Origin of the sequence: Nostoc sp. (assembly GCF_036917195.1) — a bacterium.
GTDB lineage: Bacteria > Cyanobacteriota > Cyanobacteriia > Cyanobacteriales > Nostocaceae > Nostoc.
Genome location: NZ_JBALDG010000073.1, coordinates 48,833 through 71,799, shown reverse-complemented (window position 1 = coordinate 71,799; position 22,967 = coordinate 48,833). Strand labels below are relative to the sequence as shown.

14 protein-coding genes and 3 pseudogenes are annotated in these 22,967 nt (G+C 42.4%); 4 read left to right on the top strand and 13 right to left on the bottom strand.

Going from position 1 to position 22,967, the window contains the following annotated elements; genetic code table 11:
- Positions 1-65 precede the first annotated feature (65 nt).
- The gene (locus V7K40_RS24320; RefSeq protein WP_334964617.1) at positions 66-1,004 is read left to right on the top strand and encodes a phosphoribulokinase; all 939 of its coding nucleotides are present in this window, start codon (positions 66-68) and stop codon (positions 1,002-1,004) included.
- 109 nt (positions 1,005-1,113) lie between these two features.
- Here the strand turns inward: V7K40_RS24320 and V7K40_RS24315 are convergent, their stop codons facing one another.
- Entirely contained in the window at positions 1,114-1,818 is a 705-nt protein-coding gene (locus V7K40_RS24315) for an acyl carrier protein (RefSeq protein WP_334964276.1), read from the bottom strand.
- Positions 1,819-2,267: 449 nt separating this feature from the next.
- Between V7K40_RS24315 and radC the strand changes: the two genes are divergently transcribed.
- Positions 2,268-2,999, top strand: a complete 732-nt coding sequence (radC, locus tag V7K40_RS24310) for a DNA repair protein RadC (protein WP_334964274.1) — start codon at positions 2,268-2,270, stop codon at positions 2,997-2,999.
- Positions 3,000-3,045: 46 nt separating this feature from the next.
- Here the strand turns inward: radC and V7K40_RS24305 are convergent.
- The 3 pseudogenes from V7K40_RS24305 to V7K40_RS24295 all read right to left on the bottom strand — a co-directional run.
- Positions 3,046-3,390, bottom strand: a pseudogene (locus V7K40_RS24305) (short-chain dehydrogenase); the annotation flags it as partial.
- Positions 3,365-3,568: pseudogene (gene ccsA, locus V7K40_RS24300) on the bottom strand (cytochrome c biogenesis protein CcsA); the annotation flags it as partial. The pseudogenes V7K40_RS24305 and ccsA, both read right to left, overlap by 26 nt.
- 39 nt (positions 3,569-3,607) lie before the next feature.
- Positions 3,608-3,787 (bottom strand): annotated as a pseudogene (locus V7K40_RS24295) (IS66 family transposase); the annotation flags it as partial.
- A 143-nt stretch (positions 3,788-3,930) separates the two neighbouring features.
- Here V7K40_RS24295 and V7K40_RS24290 point away from each other — a divergent pair.
- Entirely contained in the window at positions 3,931-5,484 is a 1,554-nt protein-coding gene (locus V7K40_RS24290; protein WP_334964272.1) for a sodium:proton antiporter, read from the top strand.
- Positions 5,485-5,855: 371 nt separating this feature from the next.
- Here the strand turns inward: V7K40_RS24290 and V7K40_RS24285 are convergent, their stop codons facing one another.
- From V7K40_RS24285 to V7K40_RS24245, 9 genes are all read right to left on the bottom strand, one after another.
- Positions 5,856-7,451 (bottom strand): FAD-dependent monooxygenase, encoded by a 1,596-nt coding sequence (locus V7K40_RS24285; RefSeq protein ID WP_334964270.1) that lies wholly within the window; start codon positions 7,449-7,451, stop codon positions 5,856-5,858.
- 499 nt (positions 7,452-7,950) lie between these two features.
- Entirely contained in the window at positions 7,951-8,985 is a 1,035-nt protein-coding gene (speB, locus tag V7K40_RS24280; RefSeq protein WP_334964268.1) for an agmatinase SpeB, read from the bottom strand.
- Between the two features lie 132 nt (positions 8,986-9,117).
- Positions 9,118-10,158: a DUF2157 domain-containing protein gene (locus tag V7K40_RS24275; RefSeq protein ID WP_334964266.1), complete on the bottom strand. Its 1,041-nt coding sequence runs from the start codon at positions 10,156-10,158 to the stop codon at positions 9,118-9,120.
- 188 nt (positions 10,159-10,346) lie between these two features.
- Positions 10,347-11,204: a nitrate ABC transporter ATP-binding protein gene (locus tag V7K40_RS24270; RefSeq protein ID WP_334964264.1), complete on the bottom strand. Its 858-nt coding sequence runs from the start codon at positions 11,202-11,204 to the stop codon at positions 10,347-10,349.
- A gap of 33 nt (positions 11,205-11,237) precedes the next feature.
- Positions 11,238-11,498 carry a hypothetical protein gene (locus V7K40_RS24265; RefSeq protein WP_334964262.1) on the bottom strand — a complete coding sequence of 87 codons (261 nt, stop codon included), beginning with the start codon at positions 11,496-11,498 and terminating at the stop codon, positions 11,238-11,240.
- Positions 11,499-11,582: 84 nt separating this feature from the next.
- On the bottom strand, positions 11,583-13,583 hold the full coding sequence (locus tag V7K40_RS24260) for a nitrate ABC transporter ATP-binding protein (RefSeq protein WP_334964260.1): 2,001 nt from the start codon (positions 13,581-13,583) through the stop codon (positions 11,583-11,585).
- A 363-nt stretch (positions 13,584-13,946) separates the two neighbouring features.
- The gene (gene ntrB, locus V7K40_RS24255; protein WP_334964258.1) at positions 13,947-14,786 is read right to left on the bottom strand and encodes a nitrate ABC transporter permease; all 840 of its coding nucleotides are present in this window, start codon (positions 14,784-14,786) and stop codon (positions 13,947-13,949) included.
- Between the two features lie 102 nt (positions 14,787-14,888).
- On the bottom strand, positions 14,889-16,265 hold the full coding sequence (locus V7K40_RS24250; protein WP_334964256.1) for a CmpA/NrtA family ABC transporter substrate-binding protein: 1,377 nt from the start codon (positions 16,263-16,265) through the stop codon (positions 14,889-14,891).
- Between the two features lie 901 nt (positions 16,266-17,166).
- Complete coding sequence (locus V7K40_RS24245; protein ID WP_334964254.1) at positions 17,167-19,416, bottom strand: glycoside hydrolase family 65 protein; 2,250 nt, start codon at positions 19,414-19,416, stop codon at positions 17,167-17,169.
- Between the two features lie 857 nt (positions 19,417-20,273).
- Between V7K40_RS24245 and V7K40_RS24240 the strand changes: the two genes are divergently transcribed.
- Positions 20,274-22,934 carry an ATP-binding protein gene (locus tag V7K40_RS24240; RefSeq protein ID WP_334964252.1) on the top strand — a complete coding sequence of 887 codons (2,661 nt, stop codon included), beginning with the start codon at positions 20,274-20,276 and terminating at the stop codon, positions 22,932-22,934.
- The last annotated feature ends 33 nt before the right edge of the window (positions 22,935-22,967 follow it).

Sequence of the window (22,967 nt, the reverse complement as noted above, 5' to 3'; positions counted from 1 at the left end):
TTTTAGAATTAAAACTATTGTAGGGAAATTGTATTAATAAACTTGTTTTTATTCTGAGAGGTATGATGAGCCGTCCAATAATTCTTGGTATTGTAGGCGACAGCGCTGCTGGAAAAACAACACTAACGCGCGGAATCGCTCAGGTACTCGGCCCAGAAAATGTTACGCTTATTTGCACAGATGATTACCACCGTTATGATCGCAAAGAACGTGCAGATATTGGGATCACCGCTCTCCACCCCGACTGCAACCATTTAGATATTATGCAGCAACACCTGTCGCTGCTACGCACAGGACAGCCAATTCTTAAACCAGTTTATAGTCATAAAACCGGCACATTCGAGCCACCGCAGTATATCAAGCCCAATAAATTTGTGATTATTGAGGGATTACTCGGTTATTCTACCCGTGCTGCCCGTGATTCTTACGACGTTAAAGTTTATCTTGCACCTCCAGAAGAACTACGCGCTAAGTGGAAAGTCAAGCGGGATACGCAAAAGCGCGGCTACACTGCCCAACAGGTAATAGGGGAATTAGAAAAACGCGAACCAGACTCAGCACAATTTATCCGTCCGCAGCGGCAATGGTCTGATATAGTTATTAGTTTTTACCCACCCATTGAGGAAGCTGATGAAACCAATGGACATTTAAATGTCCGCCTGGTACTACGTCCGACAATTCCGCACCCAGATTTTACCCCGATTATCAACTCTAGCTATGGTAATTCTGACTCAGCGATCCGCCTGGGGCTAGACAGGGATATGAGTAAGCCTGTGGATGTGTTAGAAGTTGATGGTCATGCAACCTTAGAACAGGTGAATAAGCTAGAGCATATTATTTGTTCTGATATGCCCCATTTACGAAGTATTTGCGATCGCGAAAGTAATCCAGAACTGGGTAGAATTGCTGGTACAACTGGGGAGGCATTGCAAAGTTACCCCCTCGCTCTTACTCAGTTAATAATTACCTACCACATGCTCAAAGCAACGCAAATTTATCAGTAATCAGCGAAGATGAAGGGGTTTAACGGGTTTGCGATCGCGTTTAGTGTTGGGCTGTTAAATTATGCGATGCCTACGGCGGTAAACTACGCACTATGCTAACAGCTAATCTTTAGGTAGAGATTTGCTTGTGAATGTAGTCCAAGAGTTCTCCAACAGTGCAAGCTACAGGAACTGAATCACCGAAATAATCATTGCTATATGACGGAGGCCATTTTTTAACTGACCCTAATATGTCCTCAGGTATTTCAATATTAAAATCAAACGCCTCTTCAAGTGCCATTGCAAGCTCAACAGTATCAAGCTCATCTGCCCCTAAATCGTTACAGATGTGACTAGTCAAACTTACTTTATCCAACTCATCAACGCTCAACTGTTCACTGACTATATCTAGAACTTTAACAAAAAGATCGGACATACTCTTGTCTCTACCGGACTCATCTAACTTTTTAGCCAACTCTATCAATCGATTTTGCCTGTGATTCTCTGCCTCTGTTGCTTGTTGAGCTTCTTGTGCGACTCGTCGAGCTTCCTCAACTTTTTGGCACTGTAAGCGCTTATATGCTGCTGCTTTCTCAGTCGCTACGTGCATTTTCAAGACTTCGATATGGGAGTTAACAATATCACGCACTAGAGAAAATTCAACCTTGTGTCCGCTCTCGCTATAAATTTTTGTAGCTATCTTCCAGACTGTTTCATCGTGTTTGGACACTAGAGAATTTAAACCCTCTTCTGTAACTGGTACAGTTTTATCTAAATAAGTGTTGATTACTTTTTCTAGGATGTCTAACTCATAGGCTCTATCATCAGCAGTCATTGTAACCTCTCTTACACCTAGTATCGGTTGACCTTTTGCAATCCATTTGCAAGTATAGTAGGTAACCTTAAAGACATCATAAGTGTGTAAAACTTCTATCTTCTTAGGCTGCCCACTCTAATCTAGCCGGATCATCCTTACCCGACAAATCTATATTTTGGACTCGAATGATGTCGATGTTTGGATTGCGACGAAGCAACCCCCTGACGCAATACAGTTCAGTTAAACATTTCTTTCTTCTCTCTGCATCTTCTGCGCCTTGGCGGTAGCCTGTGGCAAGCCGCTCCGCGTCTACGTTAAAAAATTGACTTTTATTCCTCCGAAAACATGATGTGCAGAAATAGATAAAATTTCCCAAGATTAAAGATTTTCTCAAATAAAGATGATTTCTAAAGCAAACAAGGGATAACTAAGGATAGTTTGATGTGTGGTGACGATTATCTTAGTTTATGACCTATTGCCTTAGAATTGCCGACCTACCTACAAATGAGCGTCCGCGTGAACGGCTAATGACACACGGTGCTAAAATTTTAGCCACAGCGGAGTTAATTGCAATTCTTCTAGGCACTGGTCAAGGGCCGGGAAAATTATCTGCTGTGGGTTTGGGACAATATATCTTGAGCGAATTAGGCAAACATCAACGTGATCCTTTAGTAGTTCTGCGAGAAGTTACCCCCGCTGAGTTGATGCAAATTTCTGGTGTTGGCCCAGCTAAGGCGACAAGTATCTTAGCAGCAATTGAATTGGGCAAACGCGCCTTTCAATCTCGACCTTTAGATGGCACATTAATTGATAGCCCACTTGCTGCTGCTGCTACCCTCAGTCAAGATTTAATGTGGCAAACAAAAGAACGTTTTGCAGTGGTGCTGTTAGATGTGAAGAATCGTTTACTGGGTACGCAAGTAATTACTATTGGCACCGCAACCGAAACCCTAGCTTCTCCCCGTGAAATCTTTCGGGAAGTTATTCGCCAAGGTGCAACGCGGGTAATAGTTGCTCACAACCATCCTTCTGGGAACCTTGAACCAAGCCACGAAGATATAGAGTTAACGCGTCAGTTGTTAGCAGGGGCGCAGCTTTTGGGCATTGCGGTATTAGATCATCTGATTTTGGGCAATGGCAATCATCAAAGTTTACGAGAACTGACAACCTTGTGGGATGAGCATCCACAAGGGGATTAAATTAACAGGACGCGGGGGTTCTTTCACCGCGTCCTTGCGTTACAACTTATTTGCTTTCCTGCATGTTTCTAACTAGTTTAGTCACTAGCTTTCTGGGAGTAAATCTTACGGATTCAGCCAGTAGCTTATTTTTAATTCCAGGAACAACAACAGTTTTGTTTTCCAATAGACCACGATAGCCGATCTCGGCTACTGCTTCTGCAGTCATAATCTTTTGACCGCTTACCAGCTTTGAGTCTTCCATTGCGGCTCTTTGTTGAAAACCAGATTCTGTAGGCCTTGGACAAAGCGCCGTCACAGAAACACCTGTACCTTCTAATTCATTAGCGATCGCTTCTGTAAACGACAAAACATAGGCTTTACTAGCCTTGCCAACTACGAGTAATCCGGGCGTGGAGGTAGGCAGCAAAAACTAGCCAAGTGATTAGCACCCAAGTTTCTTTTGGGTCCCAACTCCAGTAAGAACCCCAAGCTTCATTTGCCTATACTCCACCAGCAATAATGCCAATGGTCAGGAGCGGAAAACCCAGCCCAATAACGCGGTAGCTGATATTGTCAAGAGTTTCTGCTGCGTGAAACAAAGCAAACTCTGTATGAGCAAAAATTCACAACCACTCTTTTACACCTTTAACTAGCCAAGGAGTCTCATCTGAGTGTATGTTTGGCTGTGTCTGTTGTACCCATTCTTTAAGTTCGTCCACACCCTTACTAATTGATGCTTCTATCCCTTCGTTGGTCGAGACTAAAGTTCCTACTCCTATTTCTACCCGTCCTAGTTCCCATAAAAGGCAACCATTCACTCTAATTTTTTTTGAAGTTGGTCAAGTAGAGGAAATTCGACATTCCGAACCCAGACGCTGAACTTGCTAATTTGGTATGAATGAGGCGAGAATCTATCAGTCAAGTCAAAATAACTTTCCAAAACGCAATAGTGGATGTTACAGAATTAGTCAAAGTTTTAATTATTCTCCTAATCGTTGCTACAGGTGTAGCTTTGCTATCCCGGCGGTTGCGAATTCCTTATGTTGTGGGTTTAGTATTAGCAGGTTTGCCGATCACTGAGCTATTATCTCGTCCGATTGGTTTAAATCCAACCCTTGTTTTGAATCTTTTCCTGCCAATTCTCCTCTTTGAAGCTGGTATTAATACAGATGTCAGCCGCCTACGCAGCACCTTTAAACCAATTGCCCTTCTAGCTGGGCCAGGGGCTGTGCTTTCCAGTGGTATTATTACCGTCCTGTTGAAATTTGGGCTGGGACTGAGTTGGATACCTGCCTTATTTGTAGGAGTAATGCTGGCAAATACTGATACAGTTTCAATGATTGCCATCTTTAAGGAAATACCGGTGCCCTCGCGGCTTTCCACCATCGTTGAAGGAGAAACCCTATTTAACGATGCTGCTGCCCTAGTTACGTTCAACCTGGTTTTACAAGTATATTCGACAGGTTCACTCACCTTACTACAGGGAATCCAACAATTCCTATTTATCTCTCTAGGAGGCTGCCTAGTGGGGTTAGTCTTAGGCTACTTGAGCATACCTGTATTCGCCCGTTTGGATGATCCCCTTAGCAGTCTATTACTGACGGTAGCAGTTGCATTAGGCACTTTCCAGGCTGGAGAATTTATAGATGTATCAGGTGCTGTCGCCGTAGTTGTAGCTGGATTAATTTTCGGGAATTTAGGGCTTTCTGGCAATACTTCTGCTTCTACTCGCATCACCTTATTGAGTTTCTGGGAATATGCCAGTTTTACCGTCAACACCTTTATTTTTCTGCTGATTGGTGTACAAATAAACCTGGTAACGCTCTGGAGGACTTTACCTGCAATTCTACTTGCAGTTTTGGCTTATCAAGTCGGGCGAGTTCTTACGGTCTATCCACTGCTAGCAGTGGTTCGTTGGTTTGACCGCCCAATTCCCCTGCGCTGGCAACATTTACTGTTTTTAGGCAACATCAAAGGTTCACTCTCAATGGCTCTGGCATTGAGCTTACCCACTACATTACCAGGGCGAGAAGTCCTCATTGCTATAGTCTTCGGCAGTGTGCTGGTGTCATTGGTAGGACAGGGTTTAAGTTTGCCTTGGGTGGTAAAACGCTTAAAATTATCTAAATTTTCAGAAGCTCAACAACAGGTTGAAGAATTACAAGCCCAGTTGATGACAGGTAAGGCAGCACAAGATGAATTAGATAGCTTGTTGAAATCAGGGGTGTTACCAAAAGCCGTTTATGAAGAGATGCGTTCAGCTTATCAGGTACGAATTGCTGGTGCAGAAAAGATACTACGGGAACTTTATAATCGTCGTCCTGATGAGTTGTCAGGCAAAAGTGGCAACAGCAGTAAACTTGATGCTATTCGTCGGCGTTTACTGCTGGCAGAAAAAGGAGCACTCAATGAGGCAATGCGGAAGCGAATTCTCTCAGAAGAAATTGTGCGCGGGCGGATACAAACTCTTGATGAACAATTGCTGAAGCTAGAAGATGATTGAGGTAATTCATAATTCATAGTTATGAAAATAGAGATTAAAAACCTACGCTTATTCATGATTAAGGTAAACACATCTAAATATTGACGAACCTGGATAAGAGGGGAATGCACCAAGACCGCAATTACATAGAACTTTCAGAAAATTAAATATTCACTTTCATAGTAATAATAATTATTATTAGAGAGCGAAGTTAGAGGCAACTGACGGTTGCCTCTCAAATAACGTAGTATTGTCACGTCCGGCAAAAGCAGAAAAAAGAATTATAGCAATCCTAAATCATTCGTGAAAAGTTAGATCCCCGACTTATATGAGAAGTCGGGGATCTGGACACCACGAATTTGAACGAAATCAGATAGGACTGCTATATGTATCTACAACAGCCCCTCTATCAATTGATCAAAATTGCGGCAATACACCTGTTGGGCGTATTCTTGCCACTCTTTGTCTGACGAGTAGGGCGATCGCTTTAATGTTGCCTGTTGGACGTATGCCATCAATGGGCGACGAAGACACTCATATTTCTCGAAAGCTTTGGCTATAGCTTGCGGATCATCCCAATTATTCTCCTCAGCAATTTTAGCGATGAGTGTTGTAACTACTAGTGCATCTTCAAATCCTTGATTAGCTCCTTGAGCCATGAAGGGAGGCATTCCGTGCGCGGCATCGCCAACTAATACGATTCGCCCTACACTCCAGGCCGGTGGAATTTTGGCAGGATCAGCTTCAATATTGAGGTCAGTTGGGCTAGAAACTTGTGGAGAATCCGAAATGGTAGCGTGGTGAATATAGTATGGACGCTGCTGCATCTTGGCAGGAGGAGATATACGTACTAATTGCTTAAGTGGATCAGGAAAGCCTGCCTTCTCGAACTCCTGGAGAGCTAAGTCAATTAAAGAACTTTCAGACTTTCCTTGCAACGAGTCTAAAGGTAAAGCAAGGTGTATTATGTACCCTATTTCACCAGTTGGTCTGCGAAATAAAATTATGCTGATGTTATTTATACAAACAGAATTTCCAGATATTTCATTATTAGTGATTGTTACAAGTGGTGAGTTGTGAAAGAAATCTTCTTCTAATTTCGTCAACAGTTCCTTTGCTATCTCAGCTATTTCCCTACAAAATATAGCTGCAAATCCAGAGTATTCAGGTCGGGCAAAATCATGGTATTGACTATCTGTGTAAAGCAGCCTCCGAACTGTAGAATTAATCCCGTCTGCTGCAACAATTAGTTTAGCTCTAATCGATTTTGTTGCTAATTCTTGGGGGGCAATATCTGAGTTTTGGGTCTGCGTGTCATTATGTTTCTGGCCATCTGTCCAATACGCATAGGGGTTGGCTTCTATTCCTGTGTTAGCTACACAATCTATGCGGACACAACCGTTTTCCGGCTCATTCACAACATTAATACAACGATGATTAGCTTTAACTCGGTCTTGGGGAAGTAGCTGTCTGAGGATTGTCTGCAAATTGTACCAAGAAATTGACACTCGACCCTCGCCATAATCTTTAAACCAGTCATCGAAACTAAGCGAGATTGACTGAATTATCTGCCCCTGTAAATCTTTGTAAGCCCATCGAGGTGAAGTCTTTGCCGGTTGTTGCCCTATTGTCGGTTCGACAGTTTTCTGGTCATTGAACTGCTTGGAATTCAAGAAACCAAGTCCAATTTTTTTGACTTCTTCGTAAGCGTTAGGATCTAAATGTTTGAGAGCTTGTAATCCATTGGGGAGTAGATCCAATCCTTGTCCAACTTCACGAAAGGCGCGAGTTTGATCGACAACAAGCACATTTTCAATACCACGTTTACGTAAGCCAATGGCAGTTGCTAACCCAATAGGACCAGCGCCAATCACTACAACATCGTAGATTTCCTGAGGAGCAGAAGAGGAGACAACAGATGCAGCTAAGGTCTCAGCTTTGGTTGATGTGTTTGTATGTGTATGAGAACTTGATTTAGTTTCTGGCATATTTATACACAAGAATCTTGGATAGAAGCTGGGCAATGTGGAAAGCTATAGCTATCAAGTTACATAACTGCACATAACAAAATTAAAATCAAATACAAAAAGTTAGATATTTTGCCGCGATCAAACTTTTATCTAAAACACCAACTATGGTTAGCTGATAAAAATCCTGATTCCTCTTTTATGGTAATGGGTGCAAGCGATCGCAAAGCAAATATAAACTAAACAAAGCACAGACACGTAGCGGCTTGTGTCTCCAACGGGCTACGCTTACGCCCTTATAACTCGACAATTGGTGTTAAAAGGTACAAGCTTTGAGTTGTTGAGGTAGAGCGATGTCTACGACGGGCTATTCTATTTGGCGTCGCACTTTTAATACCATTTCATACAAACCTTGATACATATAGATTTATTGTAGGGGCACAGTATTGCTGCCCCTACCAATGTATTTGTATGATTACTCCACTTATTTGTCTTTTAACTACAAATTAGGATATATTTTCTACTGAGACAAATCCATCAAGTTTGCCAGCTTGTAAACTACCCGCGCTCCAACATTACCATCCCACTCAGCATCACCGACTTCGCAGATATCAAAGCCAATAATTTTTCTCCCACTATTTACCAATTCTCGGAACAGACAAAAAGTCTGCTCTAATTCCAATCCACCTGGAACAGGAGTACCTGTACTGGGACAGAGTTTTGGATCTAGACCATCTGCATCAAAGCTAATGTAAACGGACTCAGGTAAATGACTGATAATTTGTCGGCATAAATCAATCCAAGTTGTTCCAGAGTAAAGCTTTTGCTTAATGGCTGGGTCGTAATATGCAATAATGCGATCGCTAGATTGGTCAATCATTTGCACTTCATCATGACTAATATCACGCAAACCCACCTGCACTAGCTTGGAAATTTGCGGTATTTTCATCGCATTAAACATAATAGACGCATGGGAAAACTCAAATCCCTCATAGGCATCGCGTAAATCTGCGTGGGCATCAATGTGCAAAATACCATAGTCTGCGTATTTAGCCGCTAATGCTTGGAAATAACCTAACGGCGAACTGTGATCTCCACCAATGACTGCAACTCGCTTACCATTGTTAATTGCTTGTTGACAATTTTCTAACAGCCATTTATTAACCTGTTGACAAGCCTGATTAATTTCTGTCAGCACAGGTGTTAAATCTGGTGTATCTGAGAGTTGTTTCCCTTCGGCTAATCGCTCGATAATTTTTGCTGCCAAGGCGCGGTAGTATGTATTCTTCTCTAAAATATCCTGGGGGATTTCCACCATGAAAATTCCCTGCTTCCAACCATTAGGGTTATCGAAATCGAACAAATCTAGTTGAGTCGAAGCATCTAGAATTCTCTGTGGGCCGTTAGCTGTGCCTGCACCATAGGAAACAGTGACTTCCCAAGGCACACCAAAGACAATCAAGTTTGCAGACTCGTAATCGCAGGGTAAACCTAAGAGGTTGCCATTTATTTCACCTACGCCGCTAGGATTGTAGTCTTGTAGTTGATTACTCATCGATTATCTTCTGGATTTACGTGGATGGACAGCACAGTGGACATCTGTATTGTAATAGAGCTAATGCTTGAAGGGGATATAAGGATATCCCTGTTTGCATCTTGGCGTCCCCACATCTTTTTTAGTTACCTCTTAATCTCTCGGTAAAATTTGTCTCAATTGTTCTGGTAGTAAGCTTTCAAAGAAACGCTCAATAGCTTGGCTGTTGCGTTGATACAAAATACCCAAATAGATCACAAATATTCCCAGAATAGTCAGCACAACCGGAAATAGTACGGCATTATTAAAAACTGTAGAGGCAAGGTATCCAAAATATCCAAATACACCTATTGCCCCAAAGACGATAAAAACTTTTCGTCTCAATAATACCGACAGCACCATTAAGCCTAAATTAATCAAACAATATATAAATTTTTGGAATTCGTTACTATCTCCCATGAGAGAAAGACTAAACCAGAAAGAGATTAATCCAAACAGATACAGCCAAAAAGCAAAATCTCCATCCCGCCTGCGAGTGCGAATATCGACTAGGTACGCAACGATTAAACACGCGATACCAAACCACATAGAAACTAATAGTCGTTGCTCCCAACTAAAATCAGTTTTACCAAATAGCAGTGGTGTTAAATCCATCGATATGAAGTACAGCGAAAAAGCAATGGGAGCAGTCAAAAACGGGAACCGCACAAACTTGAGTGCAACTAAAGCCGCAATGATAGTTCCCACTTCCATGAAAAACCAGCTGCCTTTGATCCAATGATAGTAATCACGATACGTTCCCGGATCGGCTTGAATCCAAAATCCTGTCCATCTTTGCAGTCCATAAATCGCTAGGGGAGTCATGCAAACTGCGATTGTAAATAACAGTCCTCCAGGAACTTTCAGATTTTGGTCGAACCACAGCCTTCTACCCATAATGACGAAGCAAAAGGCATAAATGCTGGCTAAAAGAAAAATTCCGCCACCGCCAAACGACTCCCAAGCCAGTACCATAAACCAAGTCATGGCAGAGATCACAATCAACGCGCCAAAGTAAAAAGCTACATTGGCAAAATTAAATTGAGGCCGATCGCTGTTACGCTCAGACAGTGCATCCCAAAGTGCATTCACTTGTTCCGGGGAGATTAAACCTTGGGAAGCAGCCCATTGCAAATCTTCTTTATAAACTTTCATATTTAAGATTTGGTTCGATTTTCTTATATCCAATGACGCCAGTGGTTGACAAAAGTCACCACTTTTCTTTTATGGTATCGGGTCAAAGCGATCGCAAACCAAATATAAACAAACAAAGCACAAGACGTTAGTAATGTCAAAAGCGGGCATAAATGCAGCCCGCTAACCTTTATCAAATTGAAAAGCTGCTAGTTGACATCATCATGGGCAAAGCGATTAAAGAGGAAATCTAGGGCATAATTACGCAGTTGGTAGTATTGTGGATCTTCCATAATCCGGGCGCGATCGCGTGGACGAGAAAAGGGAATTTCCATGACTTCGCCAATTTTTGCATGAGGGCCGTTAGTCATCATTACTAATTTATCTGCTAAAAATAATGCCTCATCGATGTCGTGGGTAATCATTAGCACTGTGCAGCGGTTCTCATTCCAAATTTTCAGCAATTCTTCCTGTAATTCTTCTTTAGTGATTGCATCCAAAGCCCCAAAAGGTTCATCTAAAATTAAGACTTTGGGACGAATCGCCAAAGCACGGGCAATAGAAACCCTTTGTCTCATACCGCCTGACATTTGCATTGGTTTCTTTTCCATCGCATCAGCTAGTCCCACCATTGCCAAATGATCGCGCACGATCGCTCTTTTTTCGGCTTGTGGTTTGTTGGGATAAACGGCGTTAACAGCTAAGTAGATATTTTCAAAAGCTGTTCGCCAAGGTAGCAAGGCATAGTTTTGAAAGACAACCATCCTGTCTGGGCCGGGTTTGGTAATGGGTTCTCCTTCTAGCAATACTTGCCCAGAGGTAGGAAAGTTGAAACCCGATACCATATTTAACAATGTCGATTTGCCACAGCCAGAGTGGCCGATGACACAAATAAATTCCCCCTGTTCTACGTTGAGGTTAACGCCATCAAGTACGGTGAAGGGGCCTTTCTTTGTGGGATAGACTTTGCTAACGTCTTTGATCTCTAGAAAAGGTTGGCGGCTGGTGGTTGCAGTGGCGAATGGTTTTCCTAGTGTATTTGTAGCTGTCAAGTTGGGGTTTTGCATGGTATTTGGGGACTGAGGATTAAAAATTGGGGACTACTCGCCGCGACCTAAAAGTTCATTAACGGAGATAAAAGGTGGATTCATCCAGTTCAAAGACTCATTAACGGAGATAAAAGGTGGATTCATCCAGTTCAAAGACTCGTTAACGGAGATAAAAGGTGGATTCATCCAGTTCAAAGACTCATTAACGGAGATAAAAGGTGGATTCATCCAGTTCAAATACTCATTAACGGAGATAAAAGGTGGATTCATCCAGTTCAAAGACTCATTAACGGAGATAAAAGCTGGATTCATCCAGTTCAAATACTCATTAATGAAGTTCAGAGGTTCGTGCGTGATGTGCTACTTCTTCCACTCCCTCTTTCTTTGACGATTTTTTTATGAAGCGAGTCTTCTTCTAGGTGCATCAAGAACAACTTCCGCGACTGAAAAATCACGTTTAATCTGCAAACTGTTGAGATACGCTATTGGATCATCGGCGTTAAAGGGAGTACCATCGAACAGTTTGATGGGTTGGCGAATGTAGCTAATATCTAAACCTAATTCTCGTGCAGCGGTACTGAAGACACGAACTTGGCATACCCTTTCCACAACTTCTACCCAATTTCTGGGAAACGGAGTGTCACCCCAACGCGCCAATTGACTCATAATCCAAATTTGTTCGGTGCGGCTGGGGCGGTTAATGGCAGACTCAGAATAAAACTGGTGATGGGCATAGTCCCGCAACGGATGGTCTAAGTCACAGGTAAGACTATCTGGATCTTCAAGTTGAATGTATTCTAAATCAGTGCTGACGTACTCTCGCCCTGCTAAAATTTGGCGAATCTCTTGGGAATTATCAGGATTTGCACAATACTGGCAAGCTTCTAACAAAGCTTTGGTTAAGGCGATATGCGTATTTGGATAATTTTCTGCCCAATCTTCCCGCACACCGAGAACTTTACCGGGGTGTCCCAGCCAAACTTCTAAATCGGTAGCGATGGTAAAGCCGACACCTTCCACAGCCGCGCGGTAGTTCCAAGGTTCGCCGACACAGTAACCATCAATGCTTCCAGCTTTTAAGTCGGCTACCATCTGCGCTGGGGGAATGGTCTTCATATCTACATCGCTATCGGGGTCGATTCCTCCAGCCGCTAGCCAGTAACGCAGTAGCAAGTTGTGCATGGATGCAGGATGTACTACCCCCATTGTGTGTCTTTGTTCGCGGGTGAGAATCAGGTGATTTCTGAAGTCTGATAAGGTTTGTACACGTTGGTCGTAAAAGCGTTTTGCTAAGGTAATGGCGTTACCGTTGCGAGTCATGGTAAGGGCGGTGACAACAGGCAGGGGTTGGTTATTATGTCCTCCCAGTGTTAACCACATCGGCATTCCTGAAGGCATTTGAGCCGCATCTAAGTAACCGCCAGTCATGCCATCAACGATGCCGCGCCAGCTACTTTCTCGCACGAGGTTGACTTCATCTAAACCATGCTTGGTAAAGAAATTTTTCTCTTTGGCAACAGCCAACGGGGCGCAAGCAGTCAGCGGCAAAAAGCCAATTTCTAGATTAACTTTTTCCAATCCATGACGAGCGATATCCGCAGTTTTCCGCGCCCGAATTTTCTTGATGCGTTTCTGCTGATTGAGGAAGTAAATCATTTCACTCCGCAAGCTGTAATAGCTGGGATGTTCTACAACTTCCATCCGTTTGCGGGGTCTAGGAATATCCACTTCCAAAATCTCCGCAATTTTGGATTCGGGGCCATTGGTTAGCATGACAATTCGGTCAGACAACAGCACCGCTTCATCAATATCATGAGTAACCATCACAGCAGTGACTTGATTTTCTTCGCAAATTTGCATGAGTTGTTCTTGCAAATTACCGCGTGTGAGTGCATCCAATGCACCAAAGGGTTCATCTAATAGTAACAACTTGGGGCGAATTGCTAAAGCGCGAGCGATCGCAACTCGTTGTTTTTGTCCCCCAGATAACATTCCCGGCTGTTTGTCAGCATGGGGACGCAAACCCACCATATCTATATGTTTTTCAGTAATCGCTAGGCGTTCATGGGCTGGCAAGCCTTTCATTACTGAATCTACCGCCAGGGCAATATTTTCTCTAACTGTCCGCCAAGGTAGTAGCGAATAATTTTGGAACACTACCATCCTGTCTGGGCCTGGTTTGATGATTCTTCGTCCTTCTAAAGTCACAAGACCTTCAGTGGGCAAATCCAAACCCGCAATCATATTTAATAAAGTAGATTTGCCGCAACCGGAGTGACCAATTAAAGAAATGAATTCTCCTTTTTTAATTTGGAGGTCGATTCCTTTAAGGGCAATATATTTGCCACCACCAGTTAATTCAAAAACTTTTTCAATTTGATCAACAGCTACAAACATAATTTATTTATCCTTTGTCCTTTGTCTTTCGTCATTAGTTATTGGTACGTGGTCTTTATTTTTTAGTTTCTTACAAATATAGGACTTACGCACGGGTAACAGAAAACGAACCACAGAGGGCGCAGAGGTCACAGAGGAATGAGAGTTTGAGAGGGTTTTTGCGTAAGTCCTAAAATAAATAAAGACCAACGACTAAATAATTACTAATTCGTAATTCTCGCCTCCGACGAGAAGCAAGCTAAGTAATTCAAGGTACAAGCCCCTGACTTTATTTATAGAGATAAATAAATTTATTTCTCAATTATGTTGCCAACTTCAGTCGTGGGGTAAGAATTACGAATTACGAATTATGCTGACTAATGACTATTTCTGTTCTGCTGGTAAAATCTTGTTTTGAAGCCAACCCATCATTTTATCTAGCAGTAAACCGACAACGCCAATATAAATTAGAGCCAATATCACTTCGCTGACGTTGTTATTTTGATAGGCGTCCCAGATAAAAAAGCCAATTCCAACGATACCGGACATAACAATTTCGGCGGCAATAATCGCTAACCAAGCTAAACCGATCGCAATTCTCAAGCCGGTGAAAATGTAAGGTAAAGCGGCAGGAATCAGAATATTAATAAAATATTCTTTGCGGCTAAGTTGCAGGACTTTGGCAACGTTGTTGTAATCTTGGGGAATTTGGGTAACGCCGACGGCAGTATTAAGTAAAATGGGCCAAATTGCGGTGATGAATATTACGAATAAAGCGGCTGGTTCGTTTTGTCGCAAGGCTGCTAGAGAAATGGGAACCCAAGCCAAGGGTGGTACAGTCCGCAGTAGTTGAAAGATGGGGTCTAAAGCTTTGGACATGGTTTTATTCACCCCAATCAAAATGCCCAAGCCAATACCAACGATCGCTGCTACGGTATAACTGATAGCAACTCGTTGTAAACTGGCCCAAATCTGCCAAAACAGACCTTTATCTATGCCACCTCTGTCATAAAAGGGCCAGAAAATTAGTACCCAGGTATCTTGAATAACCTGTATTGGGCCTGGTAATGTCGCACCAGGAGTGAAAGCGAACAGTTGCCAAAGAATCAGGAAGATGGCGATCGCGATCGTTGGCGGTACAATGTCAGGAAATTGCTTTTGCAGACGAGATATAAAGCTGTTATTAAATCTAGGGGTTACAGGGCGTTTTTGGGCTATTGTCATGATGCTTTATTCTTCTGATTAGTTGTCATTGGTCATTTGGCTTGTACAGAGGCGATTAATCGCGTCATTTGGCTTGTACAGACGCGATTAATTGCGTCTCTACTAAACTTTTTTAATTTTGAGACTTTTCAAATATTCTTCTGGCTTTTCGGGGTTAAATTTGATGCCATCAAAAAATTCTTCTACACCGCGAGATGTATTTGTCGGAATATCAGCAGCAGCAATACCAGCTTCTTGAGCAGCTGCTTTCCAAATATCTTCACGATTGACTTGATTGATTAGTTCTTTAGCTTTTGCAGCATTATTCGTGATGTAATCTTGTGGTAAAAATCCCCAACGGACGTTCTCGACTATAAACCATAAATCATGACTTTTATAGGGATAAGAAACATTACCTTTCTCATCTTTCCAGTAATAAGCTGCCATTGATTTATCATCAATTTTGCGCCCATCTCCCATGTCATACTTGCCTTGATATGGAGTTGCAAGAATTTCCGGTGAGGGAAGATTAAAATAATTTCGTCCAGCCAGAATTTGCGCTGCTTCTTTGCGGTTATCAAAATTATCCAACCACTGCTGTGCTTCCATGATGCCCTTGAGTATCGCTTTCGTTGCCTTGGGATTTTTGTCAACCCAGTCGGCTCTCATGGCAAAGTATTCTTCAGGATGATTCTTCCAAATCTCTGCGGTTAATGCTGCTAGGTAGCCAATTTTCTCTTCAACAAGACGATATGGCCAGGGGTCGCCTGTACTAAAGGCATCCATTGTTCCTGTTTTCATGTTGGCGACAGTTTGAGCCGCAGGTACTGTAAGCAGCTTGACATCTGCATCAGGATCTATGCCGCCAGCTGCTAACCAGTAGCGAATCCATAAATCTTGGTTGACATGGGGGAAGGTAAATGCAGCAGTGAAAGGTGTTGAGGATTTAAGTTGCGTTAACAGAGATTTAGCACTAGCAAGCTGCAAACTGATACCTTTACCTTGGTGCTTATTGGCGATCGCAATTCCGTTACCATGTGTAATTAACTGACACAGCACATACATCGGAATTTTTTGATTGCCTTTGGTAATTAAACCTTCTGTAATTAGATGCGGCATTGGCATTTGCCATTGACCGCCATCAATACCACCTCCCGCAGAACTAATTTCTACATTGTCCCGTGCTGAACCCCAAGAAGCTTGCTTAGAAAGATCAACATCAGTCATACCATACTTAGCAAAAAAGCCTTTTTCTTTAGCAATAATTAAAGGAGCAGCTTCTACAATCGGGATATATCCCAGCTTGACTTTCGTAGTTTCTGGTTTTTGTTCAGGGCTAATATTAGCAACTGTCTGAGCAGTTGGGACAACTTGAGAGTTATTACCAGTAAGGTTGTCAGGGGGATTTCCTAAACAGCCTTTCAGGAACATAGTACCCGCAGATACTCCGGCAGTTAAGATAAACTTACGGCGGGAAATTTGATTAAAAAATTTTGTCATCAAGTCTCCTTCAAAATGAATTTTATTGTTTATAGCTATGACAAATTAAGCAAAGATAAACAAATTTATCTTGCATTATCAATAGATATATCAAGCTATGATAGTCGTGCCAATTCAAGCTTTCTTTGAAGAAAAGGCAATATCAACTATCTTTAATAAACCTAATGACTTATATTAATTGATTGAAGTCTACCGAGGAGGTAGCTTTCCCTTGTTCAAATTAGTTTACTTGCTTTTAAAACAAAATAGTTAACTCCGAAAGGCAAATTATTAAATAAATATTATATTGCAGGTATAAATAAAAGTTTATGTATCGCAGCCAACTATCTAAGTAAGTACTATTGAATAGAACTAAATCTATAATTCATATAATCTTTTATTTATGATTACATCTCTAAGCAAGAAATAATAACACTAAAAGTAAAATACGAAGTTTCGACTTTGACTTCTATAAATATTGCTAAGGATTCAGGTCTAGCCCTTTCAAAGTAACTCGAAAAATCTCTTTTTTCTCTCTGCGCCCTCCGCGTCTCTGTGGTTTAAAAGTCTTTTATTTAACCATAGAGGCACAGAGAACACATCAATATAATTCATAATTTCTTATAGCGTATTAGCTCTGAACTCTCGACGCTCTGTTTTCGACCACTGATTTAATGAGTGGAGCCTGCTTGCTCTGTACAGTGTCTAAAATTTATGAATTATGAATTCATAATTATTTGGTCAAAGGCGGGCTATTCAGTAACGCCCTTTTTTAGTCAATACAGCGGTTTTCAATTCAAAACCGCTGTATCGTTGGCAATTAGACGCACAACCTTACAAGAATCAACTTTTAAACTGTCGCTTTTACTAATGAAACTCTTAGCTATCGGTTAAAACTCCATCCAAGTCGAAGATAACTCCACTAAATTTCCCAGCGTGTATCTGCCAAGGTGGGAACTTTGACTTCTGTTTCGGCTTGTAAGTCGAAGTCATACCACTCGTTACGCCATTGCAGGCGAAACTTCAAACGCGTCCAGTTAGGTGGTAGGTTGGGACAGGCGACGGGGCCAAATTGAGTCATCCGAATCCCGCCAAACCCGAAAACTACCGCTTGCCATACTCCTCCAGCACTGGCGGCGTGAATTCCTTCGGCAGCGTTGAGCCTGACATCCTCCAAGTCTACCAAAGCCGATCGCAGAAAGTGCGTATAGGCTTCGGTTGGTTGATTAAGGTCGCAAGCTAAGATGGCGTGAATGGCTGGGCCTAATGAAGAACCATAGCTGTGGTCGGTGCGCTGGGTGTAATAGTCCCAGTTGGTGGTAAGGGTGTTATGGTCGTAGCGATCGCGCAGTAAGTACAGAAGCATCAATACATCTGGCTGCTTGAGAATCTGCTTTTGGTTTGTGGCTTCGATTCCCAAAAGACTTTGTAGAGATTTGCTGCGCGGTTCGTAATCACCAAGGTTAACATCTTCTAACTTAAAGAAGCCCTCAAACTGCTCAATTAAACCTGTTTGAACATCTTCATTGATAAATAGACGCTCTTGAATTTCCACCCATCGGTGCAAACGCTCTGTGGTTAAGTTGAGTTTTTGCCCCAGTTGGGCTGAGGTTTCAGGGTAAGCTTGTTTGAGCCAGTCCCACAGCGCCAAAGCTGACTGCAAATGCCACTGTACCATGAGATTGGTGAAAGCATTATTATCGACGCGATCGTGATTTTCATCAGGGCCAATCACATCTAGGATGTCATAGCTGTGGCGCTCTTGGTTCCACTGCACTCGACTTTCCCAGAAAACAGCCGTATCAAGGATAATTTCCGCACCATAATCCCGCATCCAATCATTATCGTTGGTAGTCTGCCAGTAGTGTAAAACTGCATAGGCGACATCAGCAGTGATATGCACTTCAATGTCACCGCACCAGATGCGGATTAATTCACCGTTGGGAGTTGGCACCCAGCGCGGAGTCACTTCATCACCAGTGGTAGCACTTTCCCAAGCAAACATCGCTCCTTGATAACCTGCTTCTTGGGCTTTGCGTCTAGCTCCTGGTAAGGTGTGGTAGCGGTAAGTGAGTAAATTACGCGCTAGGGCTGGTTGAGTTAAGGTGAGGAAGGGAAGGATGAATATTTCCGTATCCCAAAAGATGTGTCCGCTATAAACAAAACCGGAGAGGGTTTTGGGAGCGATGCTGACTCGGTTATCGTGACGCGGTGTAACAGCTAGTAATTGGAAGAGATTGTAACGGACGCTTAACTGAGCCAAGCGATCGCCTTCTATAATAATGTCACTGTCTTGCCACACTTGATCCCATGCAGCAATGTGAGCTGCCAATAGGGTAGTATATCTGGGTTCATCAGCGAGTCTTTCTAAGGCGGCTGCGATCGGGACTTCTGTTTCTCGTGAAGTAAACAGGGTGACAATCTTTTCGACAGTCGCTGTTTTTCCTGGGTATAACTCAAAGGTGGTTGTCAAAGTGGAAGAACTAGAAGCATTTTCGATCCCTACGGGTGTAGTTTCCTCACCATCTACAACTAACTTAGCAGCCATCCCAAGTTCAATACCTGAGTAGAGGGTTTGACTATTTAGCCAGATAATCTGATCTATGCCACCTTGGTTTAAGGTTCGCCAATGTTTAACGCCTTGGGTATCTGGTTCGCTGTCAAATCCTGCTTCGACGGTAATTTCACCCTCAAAGTCTACGGATGTAATTTGAGCGCGAATCGCCAAAACGTGTTGATCTGCTAAACTGGCGAAACGCTCGAAGTGAAAATCGAGGGTATGACCACTAGGACTACGCCATCGCAGATCACGGCTAACTAAACCTAAACGCAGATCAAGCCGACGTTCGTAGTTGAGAATTTCACCACTGTCCATGCTGAAGCGAACGCCTGCTACTTTCACTACCAATGGCAGCCAGTTGGGACAGTTCACAAGTTCGGTATGAGCAATTGTGACATCATCATAAACACCGTGGATGAGTGTAGCTGGTAAATCCTGGGAATACCCTTCCTCAAACGTACCCCGCACTCCTAAGAACCCATTACTAAGGGTGAAGACGGTTTCTTTGTGGTGCAATTGCGTTGGGTCAAACTTCGTTTCAATAACGTTCCAGTCAGTAGTGTCAATCAGTTGCTGATTTTGTTGAGAATTATGAGTGGATACGTTGAGCATGAGTAATATAACCTATGTCTTGAGGCTAGCTGTGGGTAGGATGCAGTACAATTAGGAGTAATCTTTTAGTGATTAACTCCTTTTCTCTAGTGCCTAGACTTGAATGTTGCCTAAACACAGAAAAAATACGTTACTAACAACAGTAACGTTTCAAATTTCATCTGTCTAGAGTTATATTTACTTAATAACGGAAGTAAGAACTAATAAATTTCAACTAGAAACGAATTGATCGGGTTTTTGCTCAATTTCTTTCATATTCATCAGCTTTAGAATATAATTTATCGCACTGACAAACAGGCAGTATAATCTGAAATTATTTTTGTTTTTTATTTTTAATTGAAATTAGCAAGAAGGGATCAGATTCAATCCGGTTCATATCAAACCTAGAGCATCAATTTAGTAATCAAAAACCTAACCCCCCAGCGGCCAACGCTAGTAGGGAAGGGTTAGCTCAACTCCCCTCTCCTACGAAAAGAGGGGTGGAAGGAGAGGTTCTTCCAGGATTACTGAATTATGGTATTCTAACTTGATGAGGCTTCTCCTCGTTCCCATACTCAGCATGGGAATGCATTCATTGAGGCTTTGCCTAAATATTTAACTGCTGAAATTATTATCTGCTCTCCACTTTAAGAGTTTTAGCTTTGATTCATGCTCCCCAACGCTACAAGGGTTAGGGTTGATGGTTAGATTTGGGATGAAAGTTGCACACGGGGTAATGTTTTGTTCTTTTACCATAAGTGGTATATTGGCACTTGACCCGACGGAGTACAAACTATGCATAAGCCCACACTAGTGCCAAGTCGAGGTGTTGTACTCAGTACTACAGGACAGTCAGCGGGAGCAGGGGAAGTGGGCAGATGAAGAAAAATTTTGGAAAAAGTAGTGCTTTTTCCCTATTTAAAGGCGTACCCCTAAGTCGCATCCTGGTAGCGTTGTTTCTGCTGCAAATCTTGCTAGCTGTGGGATTAACTGCATACTTATCAATTAATAACGGGCAAAAGGCAGTCAATGAGGTAGCCAGCGAATTGCGTCGTCAAGTCGCCAATCAAGTAGAGCAGAATTTACAGACTTATCTCTTAACCCCGCGTCAAATACTAAGCAGTAATCAAAATGTCATTGACATCGGGTTGCTGAAGATGGAAAATCTTGCAAACTGGGAGTCATACTTAATAAAGCAGTTAGAGATTTTTCCTGATGCGATCGCCTTAACGGCAAGCAATGAACAGCAAGAACACTTAGCAATCCAGAAGCTCAACGATCGCCAATTTTTGCTAAGACTTGCTGATAAGTCAACTGGGTACGACCTCTACACTTACAGAATTGACCCTCAAGGTCAACGTATCCAACTACCAGAGGTGATCAAAAACTATGATGCGCGATCGCATCTTGATTATCAAGCAGCAGTCACCGCCAAAAAATTCAGCTTTAGTCGGATTTTTACACCCCTCACCGAACCAACGCTTCTAATTAATGCTTCTCTTCCTATATATAACTCCCAAGGTCAATTACTCGGAGTCAACAGCACTCTAACTCATATATCACAGATTGGGGATTTGCTGCAAAATATTAAAGTTGGTAAATCTGGGCAAGTTTTTATTATCGAGCGATCGGGGCTATTAGTAGCAAGTTCCACAACGGAAGAACCATTCCGCGTCCAAAATGGTAAACCCATTCGATTAGCAGCTTCCCAGAGCGGGAATTCTTTTACTCAAGCAAGCGCTAAATATTTAGCAACTAAATTTAGTAACTTTGACCAGATTCAAAGTTTACAGCAACTGGATTTCTTCTTTGACGGCAAACGACAATTTTTAGAAGTTAGACCGTTACAGGGCGAACCAAATGTCAATTGGTTGATTATAGTGGCTGTCTCAGAAGCAGACTTTATCGAACAAATTGCTCGCAACACTCAAACTATAATTTTTCTCTGTTTAGGAGGATTGGGACTAGCTACTTTACTGGGAATTGTCACCGCACGGTGGATAACTCAGCCAATTCTCTACTTCAGCAAGGCAACAAAAGATTTAGCCGATTTTACCAATAGCGAAGACTCAGTGGTGATAGTACAGGGCATTAAAGAACTAGAGGTGCTGGGTGAATCTTTCAACGAGACGATGCAGCAATTACGCAAAACCTTTAGTGTATTGTCTACCAAAAATGAAGAGTTAGAATTGCAAGTTAAGCAGCAAACTCAAGAATTAAAGCAAGAGATTGAAGAACGGATTAACAGTGAGCGAAAATTGACCCAGCATAATCAAGCACTAGCAGAACTGGCAAATCACAGGGCGATTTCAGAAGGAAATCTGGAAACAGCATTCAAAATCATCACCCAAAAAGCAGCAAATGCCTTAGAAGTAGAACGAATGGGTGTGTGGTTATTCAATGGCGAGCGCACCAAATTACAATGTATAAGTCTCTATGAACGTTGCAACCAGATACATTCGGCAGGTTTAGAACGCAATCTTGCAGATTATCCCATCTACTTTAAAGCCTTGGCATCTGCCCGTACCATCGCCGTTACCGACGCTCGCACCGATCTACGAGTACAAGAATTATCGGATGAATTGCTAGAACCAAAGAATATCATATCCCTAATTGATACCTCTATTTGGGTTGGGGGCGAAGTAGTAGGAACAGTATTGTATGAGCAGATTGAGACTCCCCGGACATGGGACTTGAGTGAGCAAAACTTCGTTAGCTCAATCGCGGAATTTGTCGCCCTGACTTTAGAAGTATGCGATCGCAAACGTGCAGAATCCGCTCTGCATGAGGCTAAAGAAGCTGCCGAAGTGGCAAATCGTGCCAAAAGTACCTTTTTAGGAAACATCAGCCATCAACTGAGGACTCCCTTAAGCTCCATTCTTGGGATCACAGAGGCACTGCAAGATCAAGTGTACGGCCTTGTAAGTCAAGAACAGCGCCAGTATCTAAATATGCTCGAATCCAGCGGTAAGAATTTACTAGAATTGATTAACCAAATCCTTGATCTTACCGACATCGAATCCAGCAAGATAGAACTACAACTAGCTGCTACTTCGATTCAGGGATTATGTGACTCTAGTCTCAGTTTTGTCAAACATCTAGCCTTTCAAAAAAATATCCAACTGAGTGTACAAGTCCCTGAAGAACTCGAACCCATCCAAGTTGATGAACGTCGCATTCGCCAAGTATTTATCAACCTGTTGACTAACGCTATCAAGTTTACTAAAGAAGGAGGCAAAGTTTGGATTGAAGTCCAGCCAAATTCCACAAATGAATATATCTTTTTCAGCGTAGTAGATACGGGTATTGGTATGCTTTCCGATGACCTTTTCAAATTATTTCAACCTTTTGTGCAAGTTGAAAATCCCTCCATCGGTCGAGCAGCAGGCACTGGTTTAGGATTAGTAATGGTGCAAAAAATTGTCGAGTTGCACGGTGGGACTGTCCATGCCGAAAGTCAGTTAGGGAAAGGTAGTCGATTTACAGTCAAACTCCCTTGGAAAAAGGTTGGGGAGTGGGGAGTCAGAACTAATTATTAATTCATCGTTTTGAGATAGCGGTTCTCGTTTAGG